This is a genomic window from Nocardioides sp. IC4_145 (assembly GCF_011250565.1).
Lineage (GTDB): Bacteria > Actinomycetota > Actinomycetes > Propionibacteriales > Nocardioidaceae > Nocardioides.
In genome coordinates this window covers 1-734 of record NZ_JAANMS010000092.1, presented here as the reverse complement: position 1 = coordinate 734, position 734 = coordinate 1, and the positions used below count along the sequence as shown (strand labels likewise).

The window sequence follows — 734 nt, the reverse complement described above, 5'->3', positions numbered from 1 at the left end:
AGGCGTCACCCGCCTGCGCTGGTCCAACGCGGGACACCCGCCGCCGATCGCCCTCATCCCCGCCGATGACGGCGAAAGGCCTCGAATCGAGATCCTCCAGGCACCCGAGGCCAACCTGATCCTCGGCATGAACCCCGACGCCCAGCGCGACGAACATCTCGTCACCCTTCCCCGAGGCGCCACGGTCCTCCTCTACACCGACGGCCTCGTCGAACGCCGCGGACAGCTCATCGACGAAGGCGTCGAGCGGCTCCGCGGCGTCGTAGCCGAGCTCGCCGCCGCCGATCTCGACTTCGAAGAGTTCTGCGACGAACTGCTCAAGCGAATGGTCCCCGACACCAGAGACGACGACATCGCACTCGTCGCAGTGCGACTTCACCCGCAAGACCGGCCGCGCCCCGCCGAAGCCGGACCCGTGGACGTGCCCGACGACGTCCCGCCAGACCCAGCCACGCCCTGCGGCTAATCAACCAACCCGACGTCCCTCGGGCCCGGATAGCCCGGCCCTCCGACCCGGCATCATGAACTCGTACCCATCGCGGCACCTACTGCTACTCGTCGGCGCCCCCGGTCACTCGTCCCGGGATGCGCCGATCGCGGCAGCTCCGGTCACTCTGGCCGAGAAGACGCACGGATGCGGCCCTTCGCCGCGGGCGGGTCCGGTCACTTCGGCCGGTCTGGCGGCCGACGGCTCACGGCGCGCGAGCGCGGTGGCCGGGGGCGTGAAGAGTGAT

At 70.3% G+C, this 734-nt stretch carries 1 protein-coding gene; it reads left to right on the top strand.

From position 1 onward, the window contains the following. Nucleotides 1-466, top strand: a 466-nt coding sequence (locus tag G6553_RS20575; RefSeq protein WP_166196999.1) for a PP2C family protein-serine/threonine phosphatase, incomplete at its 5' end; no start/stop codon positions are given. Nucleotides 467-734 lie beyond the last annotated feature (268 nt).